General features: G+C 70.1%; 9 protein-coding genes. 3 read left to right on the top strand and 6 right to left on the bottom strand.

Annotated features, from left to right (window positions below):
• Positions 1-211 (bottom strand): transposase (locus BLR49_RS12285; RefSeq protein WP_092538038.1); only part of this gene is annotated, 211 nt, incomplete at its 3' end.
• Between the two features lie 107 nt (positions 212-318).
• On the opposite strand from BLR49_RS12285, the gene BLR49_RS12280 reads away from it, so the two are divergent.
• A complete protein-coding gene (locus BLR49_RS12280; RefSeq protein WP_092538036.1) occupies positions 319-1,056 on the top strand; it encodes an ABC transporter permease in 738 nt (245 codons plus the stop codon).
• Between the two features lie 78 nt (positions 1,057-1,134).
• Here the strand turns inward: BLR49_RS12280 and BLR49_RS12275 are convergent, their stop codons facing one another.
• From BLR49_RS12275 to BLR49_RS12260, 4 genes are all read right to left on the bottom strand, one after another.
• A complete protein-coding gene (locus BLR49_RS12275; RefSeq protein ID WP_143013772.1) occupies positions 1,135-2,163 on the bottom strand; it encodes a hypothetical protein in 1,029 nt (342 codons plus the stop codon).
• 168 nt (positions 2,164-2,331) lie between these two features.
• Positions 2,332-5,046, bottom strand: a complete 2,715-nt coding sequence (locus BLR49_RS12270) for a heavy metal translocating P-type ATPase (RefSeq protein WP_092538032.1) — start codon at positions 5,044-5,046, stop codon at positions 2,332-2,334.
• On the bottom strand, positions 5,046-5,309 hold the full coding sequence (locus tag BLR49_RS12265) for a heavy-metal-associated domain-containing protein (RefSeq protein WP_092538030.1): 264 nt from the start codon (positions 5,307-5,309) through the stop codon (positions 5,046-5,048). Before BLR49_RS12265 ends, BLR49_RS12270 begins: the two co-directional genes overlap by 1 nt.
• Before the next feature lie 97 nt (positions 5,310-5,406).
• A complete protein-coding gene (locus tag BLR49_RS12260) occupies positions 5,407-5,688 on the bottom strand; it encodes a metal-sensitive transcriptional regulator (RefSeq protein ID WP_092538028.1) in 282 nt (93 codons plus the stop codon).
• Positions 5,689-6,378: 690 nt separating this feature from the next.
• Here BLR49_RS12260 and BLR49_RS12255 point away from each other — a divergent pair.
• Positions 6,379-7,143, top strand: coding sequence for a hypothetical protein (locus BLR49_RS12255; RefSeq protein ID WP_092538026.1), 765 nt, complete (start codon positions 6,379-6,381; stop codon positions 7,141-7,143).
• A 113-nt stretch (positions 7,144-7,256) separates the two neighbouring features.
• Here BLR49_RS12255 and purB read toward each other — a convergent pair whose 3' ends face one another.
• Positions 7,257-8,681: an adenylosuccinate lyase gene (purB, locus tag BLR49_RS12250; RefSeq protein WP_092538024.1), complete on the bottom strand. Its 1,425-nt coding sequence runs from the start codon at positions 8,679-8,681 to the stop codon at positions 7,257-7,259.
• Between the two features lie 411 nt (positions 8,682-9,092).
• Between purB and BLR49_RS12245 the strand changes: the two genes are divergently transcribed.
• Positions 9,093-9,560 carry a GNAT family N-acetyltransferase gene (locus BLR49_RS12245; RefSeq protein ID WP_092538021.1) on the top strand — a complete coding sequence of 156 codons (468 nt, stop codon included), beginning with the start codon at positions 9,093-9,095 and terminating at the stop codon, positions 9,558-9,560.
• The last annotated feature ends 5 nt before the right edge of the window (positions 9,561-9,565 follow it).

The following is a 9,565-nucleotide window of genomic DNA, read 5'->3' as shown; positions in this document are numbered from 1 at the left end:
CCGCCTTCAGCCGAGCCAACTCCTCCGCATCCGTGGCTTCCTTCTGCTCCCGGGCGTCGGCGTGCTGCTTTCTGTATTTAGCGACCCAGTTGCCCACGGTCTGCGCCACCAAACCATAAGAGGCCGCGACCGACGCGATCGACCGCTCCTTATCCACCACCTCGCGAGCAACCTGCTCACGAAACTCCTCAGAGTACTTCGCCTTAGTCACATCCATCATCCTAACTATCAGATCACGGGGAACGACAGCCATCCCCCAAGTCCGAAAACAACCCTCCAGTCCAGACTGCCTTTGCCGCTCCCCGCTACACCGACCAGCTGTTACTGACCCACTGGCGGGAGCTGTCCCGCAACCGCGCCAACTTCTACTTCGTGCTCGCCTTCCCGTTCATAATGCTCTTCCTGTTCCTGGGCTTGAACAAGGTGGTTGGGGCGGGTCAGCCGGGTGGACCGGACTTCTCCACCCTCGTAGTCCCGATGGCCCTGTGCCTGAGCCTGTCGTTGACCTGCATGACGCTCACCGCGGGTCCTATCGCCGAGTACCGCGAACAGGGCACGCTCCGTATCCTGGGAACCACGCCCGTGTCTCGAGCCGGTTTCATTGGCACGCACTTGGCGGTGCGTTTCGCGCTGACCCTCGCGCTGACCATTGCCGTCGCGGGGGTCGGCGTCGCCCTCGGTATTACCCCGGTCTCGGCGCTGTGGAAGGCGGCCCTGGTGACCGTGCCGAGCTCGGTGCTGTTCCTCGGACTCGGTTACATCCTTGGCTCGTTGATGGGCTCTGCACAGGCCGCCACGAGCGTGACCCCACTGTTGGCGGTTGCCATCATGTTCCTGTCGGGAATCGGGATGCCGCTGGAGCACATGTCCGACGCCGTGGTCCGAGTCATGGACATGCTGCCCACCGCCTACTTCGGGGACCTCCTGTACTGGGTTGCGGGTAGCCCGCTTCAGCGCCACAGCACGGCGGTGGACGCCCTGGTGTCGGCGGCGTGCGCCGTCGTGGTGGTGCCCATCGCCGTCAAGACCTTCCGCTGGGAGGCCCGCAAGAACTGAAGGCGGTCCGCAGTCCCGGGCGAGGTGTGTACCGCCGTATCCACCTGCCGGTGCTGTAAGCCGCCCAGTCTGGGCGGCTTATAGGCGACCAAGCAGGTCCGCCATCTCCTCCTCCGCCACATGCCAGGAAGGGTCTGCGGTGAGGGCGCCGTCGGTCAGCAGGAACCGCATCTCGGTGTCCTGTGGTGAGGTGACCTGGATCCTGATGGCGTGCGGGCCGGCTGCCCCGTCGAGTGCGCGCAGGATGGGCTCGGCCTCATCCAGTGTCAGGTCCTGCTCGTAGATATTGATCGCGGGCAGTCCGTCGGCGTAGCCGGGGCCGACTGCGTCCAGGGTCACGATGGGCTCGCGCGAGGGGTCCTCGGTGCCGCCGGGAAGAGCGGCGAGCACGGCGTCGAGCGGCACATCCGCCAGGTCGACGTCGGAGGTTGCGCTGATCGTCAGTGACGTGGTTCCGATCTCGAGCCGGTCCTCGTAGGTCAGGGCGGTGCCGTCGGAGGCGGCGGGTGGCGCCAGGACGGCGTCGGCGGGGAGGGAGTCCGCTTCAATGTGGCCGATGGAGATAGGCTCGTCGGTCTCGAGCGGGATACGTACCGTGCCGATGGAGCCCTGGTTGAGTCCGGCGGCGATGCGCAGCCGATCGCACTGAAAGTCGAGCTCTGAGCGCGGGCGCGTGAGGTCGACGTCGACGGCTGTGTACAGGTCCTCGCCGGCCGGTCCGGTGCCGTTCCAACCGATGATCAGCGTGGCGTGGTCCAGCCCCTCAACATTTGCGGCCAGGTCGGTGTAGGCGGACTGGATCAGGGCGACGGCGTCGTCGATGGACGTGTTCTCCTCCAGCGTCAGGAAGGTCCGCATGCCCCAGGACTTGGTAGATACGTGCTCGGCGTCGACATTCGGCTCGCTCATCACGGGCGCGCGGCCGGTGAAGTAATCGGCGAAGGGTGCCCAGTCCGGCTCTGGTGTGGGTGTGCGCACCCAGATGCGCGCACCGACTCCGGCGACCAAGGCAGCAACGCTAAGTCCAGTTATAACCTTGCGGCGAGTCAGGCCGGGCCGGGCGCTGGGGGTGGAGTCGGTGGGTGGCGGAGTTGTCTGAGAAGTCACCGACGCAGATTATGGGCGGGGTCTGAACCGACTCAATTCACTGGCATGGGCAGTACTACCCATCGCCTGCAAGTTCGACCGATCTCGGTGGTTGTTTCGACCGATCTCGGCGAGGGGGAGACGGGTGGTCGACATCCGGCTACCTCATCCGGCTGCCTCCTTGTCCAGCTACTTCCCCGCGCTGCGCAGGCGCAGGGAGTTGGCGACCACGATGACGCTGGAGGCGGCCATGGCGGCGCCGGCGATCATGGGGTTGAGCATCCCCGCCGCGGCCAGCGGGATCGCGGCCACGTTGTAGGCGAAGGCCCAGAACAGGTTCTGCTTGATGATCCGCAGCGTGGCCCGGCTGACGCGGATGGCCGCCACCACGGCGTCCAGGTCGGCGCCCACCAGGGTGATGTCCGCGGCCTCAATGGCCACATCCGTGCCCGAGCCCATGGCGAAGCCGAGCCCGCGGGCGCCGGCCTGGGCCAGGGCTGCGGCGTCGTTGACGCCGTCGCCGACCATGCCCACCACATGCCCCTCCTCCTGCAAGGCGGCGATCACGTTGCGCTTGTCTCCCGGCAGCACCTCGGCGCGGACATCATCTGCGTCGATGCCGACCTCCCGGGCTACCTGGTCCGCGGTGCGGCGGTTGTCTCCGGTCAGCAGCACCGGGCGCACCCCCAGCTCGCGCAGATCAACAATCGCCTCCCGGGAGGAGGGGCGCACCGTGTCGCGCACCGCCAGCACCGCGCGGGCGGCGCCGTCCACGGCGAGCACCACAGCAGTCGCGCCGGACTCCTGTGCGGCGGCGACGGCGTCGGTGGCCTGCGCGGACAGGGCCACCCCCTGCCCGGCCAGCCAGGCCGGCCGGCCCACCCGGACCTGGTATGCGGCGCCGTCCAACGTCACCGTGCCGGATACGCCCCGGCCCTCGTGGTTGGAGAAGTCCTGCACCGGTGGCACCCGCCCCAGCTGCTCCTTGGCGGCCTCCGTTATGGCGCGTGCCACCGGGTGCTCGCTGGCGGCCTCCACGCTCCCCGCCAGGGCGAGGAGACGCATCCGCAGGTCCTTAGGGCCGGGGCGGTGAAGCCCCTCTCGGCTACCATCCGCGATCCTCGTACCTCGGATCGCTCCCGCCAGCCCCACCACGCCTTCGAGCGGCTCACCCGCCCCGGCCGAGTCCGGCCCGGCCGCCTCGGCGCCAGGCGCCGCGGGTGCGGAGTCCTCCGCTGCTTCCACCCCGCCCTCCTCCTCGGCGGCGTCCCAGGTGACGATCCCGTCGGCCTCCAGGCGCATGCGGCCCTCGGTGACGGTGCCGGTCTTGTCCAGCACGACCGTGTCCAGGGCGCGAGTGGACTCCAGCACCTCCGGGCCCTTGATGACCACGCCGAGCTGGGCGGCGCGCCCGGAGCCGACCAAAAGCGCCGTCGGCGTCGCCAGCCCCAGGGCGCAGGGGCAGGCGATCACCAGCACGGAGACGGCCGCCATGAGCGCGGGCTGGGCCGGGTGCCCCAGCAGCAGCCAGACCGCCAGCGTGGCCAGCGCCAGCACAATCACCGCGGGCACGAACACCCCGGAGATGCGGTCCGCCAGCCGCTGCACCGGCGCCTTGCCGGCCTGCGCCTGCCTGACCATGGCGCCGATGCGCGCCAGCGTGGTCCCCTCGCCGACCGCCGTCGCCCGCACCAGCAGCGCCCCGGAGGCGTTGACGCAGCCGCCGGTGACGGCGTCGCCGGGGCCGACCTCCACCGGCACCGACTCGCCGGTCAGCATGGAGGCGTCGACAGCGGAGCGGCCCTCGATGACCACCCCGTCGGTGGCGATCTTCTCGCCCGGGCGCACCGCGAACAGGTTGCCCGCGGCCAGGGCGTCGATCGGGACCGTCTCCTCGGTGCGCACGGCGTCGGGGCGGGGTGCTCCGTCCTCGTCGAGCACGTCGACGGGGTCGGTGGAGCCGGCGGGGGAGGTCAGGGTCACGCGCGCGGCCTGGGTGGCGCCGAGCTCCAGCAGCGCGCGCAGGGCGTCGCCGGAGCGGTAGCGGGCGCGGGCCTCCGCGTAGCGTCCCGCCAGCAGGAAGGTGGTCACCCAGGCGGCGGACTCGAAGTACATGTGCACCTGGTGCCCCTGGGCGCGCGGGAGCAGTTCCATGCTCATGCGCGCCCCCAGCTGGCCGGCGCCGCCCAGCAGCAGCGCCCACAGGCTCCAGCCGGTCGCCGCGATCACGCCCAGCGACACCAGCGTGTCCATGGTGAAGGTGCCGTGGCGCAGCGCCCGGAACGCGGAGCGGTGGAAGGGCCAGGCGCCCCACGTCGCCACCGGCAGCGCCAGCGCCGCCACCACCCACTGCCAGCCGGTGAACTGCAGCGCCGGAAGCATCGACAGCGCCATCACCGGGATCGACAGCACCAGACAGACGCTCAGGCGGATGCGCAGGTAGGCGGCGCGCTCGGCCTGCGACCGGCCCAGCTCCGGTGCTGGCGGCGCCGCCTCCGCCCCGCCTGTCGTCGGCGCGGATGCAGGGGCGGCTCCATCTGCCTCGGCCTCGGCGGCCTCCCCGGCCCCTCCGACGTCCCCGGAGTCTGTGGACTCGACTCCTTGCGCGCCGTCGTCGTGCGTGCCCAGCTCGGTGCGACCGGTGATGGTGGCCGTGTACCCGGCGCGGGCCACCGCATTGACCAGTTCCTCATCCGTCACCGGCGCCGTCAGGGTGACCCTGGCGGACTCGGTGGCGAGGTTGACGGAGGCCTGGACGCCGTCGAGCTTGCCGAGCTTCTTCTCCACCCGGGCCACGCAGGAGGCGCAGGTCATCCCCCCGACCGCCAGATCCACGGTGGCGACCGGCGTCGAGTGCGACGCGACCTCGGGGGCGGCGGGGGCGGGCTGAGTCGTATCGGGCATCAGGCGACGTCGCGCTCGACGGCGTCGAGGGTGTAGGCCCCGGCCTCGTCGATCGCCTCGGCCAGGGCGGCATCGTCCAGGACGACATCGGAGACCACCGTGGCCACGGACTGGCCTCCCTTGTTGAGGATGACCGAGACGTTCTTGACGCCGGCGAGGGCCTCCAGCTCCTCGGTGACGTGGGCGACGCAGTGCTCGCAGGTCATCCCCGAGATTCTCAGGGTGGTGGTGCGGTCGACCCCGTCGGCGGTGAACTCTGACATGTCTGCTCCTTGCGTGTTGGTGTGAGTGGTATGCGGTTGTGGGGGAGTTGAGCGAGGCGGCGACTGCCCGTGCCGGCGTCACCCCGGGACGGCATGGTCAGGACTTGAGCAGGCGGGCGATCGCGTCGGAGGCCTCGCGGATCTTGGCGCGTCCCTCCTCGTCGGAGGACTGTGCGGCGTGCAGGACGCAGTGGTTCATGTGGTCCTCGAGCAGGCCGAGGCTGACGGCCTGGAGCGCCTTGGTGACGGCGGAGACCTGGGTGAGGACGTCGATGCAGTAGGCGTCCTCCTGGACCATGCGCGAGATGCCGCGCACCTGCCCCTCGATGCGGCGCAGCCGATTGAGGTAGTCCTCCTTGGTTCCCGTGTATCCGGCCACCGTTCCTCCTGCTCCGTCGCGCCGCGGTCGCATGCGTCAACCCTGTGCGGATGCGGTCTCAACTGCATCCACGCGGCGCGGGACACGCCGGGCGCCGCACGCGACAATACCCCTAGGGGGTAGGGGTTGCAATAGGTCCGAGGCGCGTGTGGATGAGGCGCCGCACCCGCCCGCTCCCTGCTACGGGTTGTTGCCGCCTCCTCCGCGCCTTTGCCGTCTGGTACGAGCCTTTGTCTCCTGGTGTACGGGAGTTTGCCGCACACCAGGGAACAAAGCCTCGGAGCAGGGTGCAAAGCGTCGGAGAAGATGGGGCAGCGGTTCTCACGCTGTGGGGCCGACCGACTTGTCCGCGTGCAGCGGACCTTGTCGACGGGCGACTCGGCCGCTGCATTCGTGGCGCCAGCGACATCAGCGCGGAGCGTGGCACGGCCAAGGCCGTCGTAATGCCGGGATGTCACAAATCGCACCACTTTCACCGGTCTCGGCGCAGGCTTGTCGCCGTGATCCGCGCAATCCCGCGGTTTGGCTGGGTGCCCACCCGGGGTCTGCGCGGAAAGTGGTGCATTCCGTGACAGTGATGCGGGTTGCGTGGGGATCGGGGAATCTGGCTGAGCGGACCTCCCGACAGAGGTTGCAGGAAGAGGGATGTTGGCGGGGTTACCGACGCGTCGGTTGTGGGATGCTGGTCACATGACTGAGCAGCGCACGCACCCGGAGATGGATGCCTCCTGGGCCCCGGTCGGCTGGGAGCCCAGTGACATCGGCTTCGATGACGCCCCCTTCGGCACGGTTCTCGGGGACCCGCTCATGGGCTCACCCGTCTTCGACGTCTCGGTGCTCGACGCCGCTCCCGTCTTAGAGGCGGACGGCGCCGATGCGCGTCCCGCCTCGTCCTCCGGCGCCGCCCGGCGCCGCACTGCTCAGCCCACTACCCGCAAGCAGCACCAGCAGGCCACGCAGACGCCCAGTCACCGCCAGTCCACCACCCGGCCCCAGGCGCAGCCCGCCTCCCCGTCGGCATCGGGCCACGGGATGGTGGCGCCGATCCCGGCTGCGTCGGCTCCCACGCAGCGGCAGCCCTCGCGTGTCGCGGCCGGTTACGGCGTCGTCCCGACACCGGGGCCGCGACAAGTCGCCGGTGCAGTCGGCGGTACGCCTGCAGGGCGCCCTGCCGGGACAGCGTCGCCCGCTGTCACCGGGAACCGGCGGAATCCCTACGCGCCCGTGCAGGCGCAGCGTCCGCAACCGGCCACGCCGTCCGCCACCGCCTACGGCCCACCGCCACAGCCGGCAGAACACAACCCCTACGGGCGTCCCCCGGCGCCGCCCGGCACCGGGCCGACGCCTCGGCCAGCCAGTCAGGGCGATGACACCAAGAGCATCGAGAAACTGGTCGCCGCCGGGATCGGCTGGGTGGTGTTCATTCTGTTCATGATCATCTTCGCCAGCACGTGAGGCCTCCGCCGGGCCGCGAGGCCCGAGCCGTCCAGGAGCATCGGCGCTGACGGCGCACCGCCGTCGTCTGATGGCGGCGCCATGGCAGGTCGGTGCCTCTGCGGCACCGCGGCTCAATCGTCGAGGTGACTGACCAGGTGGGCGGCCAGGCCCGTGTAGGTGGCGGGCGTCAGGGCGAGCAGCCGTGCCTCGACATCGGCGGGCATGCCCAGGCCCGTGATGAACTCCCGCATGGCCTCGGCCGTGACCTGCTTGCCGCGCGTGAGCTCCTTGAGGCGCTCGTAGGGGTCGGCCATGCCGGTGGCTCCCGCCACCGACGCCGCCCGCATGGCCTGCTGCACCGGCTCACCCAACACCTCCCAGGCGGCGTCCAGATCCTCCGCCAGGCGGGCGTGGTCGACGTCAAGTCCGGCCAGGCCGCGGCGGATGTTGTCGATCGCCAGCAGCGAGTGCCCCAGCGCCACCCCTACGTTGCGCTGCGTGGTGGAGTCCGTCAGGTCGCGCTGCAGGCGGGAGGTGACCAGGGTGGCGGCGAGCGTGTCCAGCAGGGAGCAGGAGATCTCCAGATTCGCCTCCCCGTTCTCGAAGCGGATCGGGTTGACCTTGTGCGGCATGGTGGAGGAGCCGGTCGAGCCCTGCGCACTCAGGCGCTGGCGGAAGTAGCCCAGGGAGATGTAGGTCCAGGTGTCGGTGGCCAGGTTGTGGGCGATCCGGTTGAAGCGGGCGACGTCGGCGTACAGCTCCGCCTGCCAGTCGTGGGACTCGATCTGGGTGGTCAGCGGGTTCCAGGTCAGGCCCAGGGACTCGACGAAGGTGCGGGCGATCTGCTCCCAGTCGGCGCCGGGCACCGCGACCACGTGCGCGCCGAAGGTGCCGGTGGCGCCGTTGATCTTGCCCAGGTATTCGGCGGCCTCCACCCGTGTGGCCTGACGGCGCAGCCGATGGGCCAGAACCGCCAGCTCCTTGCCGAGCGTGGTGGGGGTGGCCGGCTGGCCGTGGGTGCGGGCGAGCATGGCGGCGTCGGCGTGCTCGCGGGCCATGGCGGCCAGGTCGTCCACCAGCCCGCGGGCCGCCGGCAGCCAGACGGCGGCGACGGCGTCGCGAATGGTCAGCGCGTAGGCGAGGTTGTTGATGTCCTCGCTGGTGCAGAAGATGTGCACGATCTCGTGCACCTCGGGCAGCACCGTGGCGCCCAGGACGTCCGGGGCGGCGTCCAGCCGCCGCTTGAGCAGGTACTCCACCGCCTTGACGTCGTGGCGGGTGACCGCCTCGATCTCTGCCAGCTCGGCGATCTCCGCCGCGCCGAAGGAGTCGACGACGCCGCGCAGGTAGTCCTTCTCGGCGTCGGACAGCACCGGGGCGCCGGGCAGCACGCGGCGGTCGGTCAGGTGAATGAGCCACTCCACCTCCACACGCAGGCGGGCCCGGTTCAGGGCGGCTTCGGACAGGTAGTTGACCAGCGGGGCCGCGACGGCGCGGTAGCGGCCGTCGAGCGGGCCGAGGGCGATGGCGGGGGGGACGGTGGCGAGGTCGACCATGACGCCGATTCTGCCAGGTGCGGCCGGTGGTGGAGGCCTGCGTCTCAGCCGGGTCGAGTCAAGTGCGACGGTAGGGGCGCGTGGGCGTTCGGGGTGGTTTTGTCCGAGATCGGCAGTAACGCCGAATCCGACGTTCCGGAGTCACTCCACAACCGCATGATTCCAACGATCTTCGAGACGCTCTATGGCGCTGGAAGCTCGTTCGTGCCGATTTGGGACATTCCGGGTATCAGCCTCGAGCCGGGAGAGAACCTCCGTAAGGTCCGCATCGACAGTCATGTACAACAAGAGGAGCAGGACTGTACAAGAGGCGTGCGAGCGGTTCGCTGTCGTTCCTGCGCCGTACGCCGTCGACCCGGGCGGGTTGTGATCGCAATCGGGCCAGCCGACTAGGACGTCTAGCATGGGGCCGTGTCCGAAGAAGTGCGGCGGCTGACGGCTGACGACCTGGCCAGCAACGAGATGCATGCATTGATGCGTGCGGCCGCCGGACTTCCCGAGGCCGAGATCCGCCGGATCCTCGCGGAGGAACTGCCCGGCATGGTTGTGCTCGGCACCGGAGGCGAGGGGCATCCCTCCTCCATGGCCGCCTGCGTAGTGCATCTGGACCGCGTGCTGCTGGAGTACCTCGCCGTGTCCGCCGCTTCCCGCTGGCGCGGGATTGGAGGCCGGTTGGTGCGCCAGGTCGCCCGGCTGGGAACCCCGGTGGTTGCGGAGACCGCCGACGACGCCGTCGGCTTCTATCGCAAGCTAGGTTTTCTGGTCACGCCTGCGCCCGAGGATCCGCGCTGGCCCGGCGCCGCCCGCTACCGGTGCGTGCTGGGCCGAGAGCCCGCCGACGACGCCGGGAAGCTGTCCGGCACGCCGACAGGACACTAGTCTCA

This window comes from Actinomyces ruminicola (assembly GCF_900103885.1).
In the GTDB taxonomy this organism is placed as follows: domain Bacteria; phylum Actinomycetota; class Actinomycetes; order Actinomycetales; family Actinomycetaceae; genus Actinomyces; species Actinomyces ruminicola.
The sequence above is the reverse complement of the archived record's forward strand: the minus strand, read 5'-3'. Positions and strand labels throughout refer to the sequence as shown.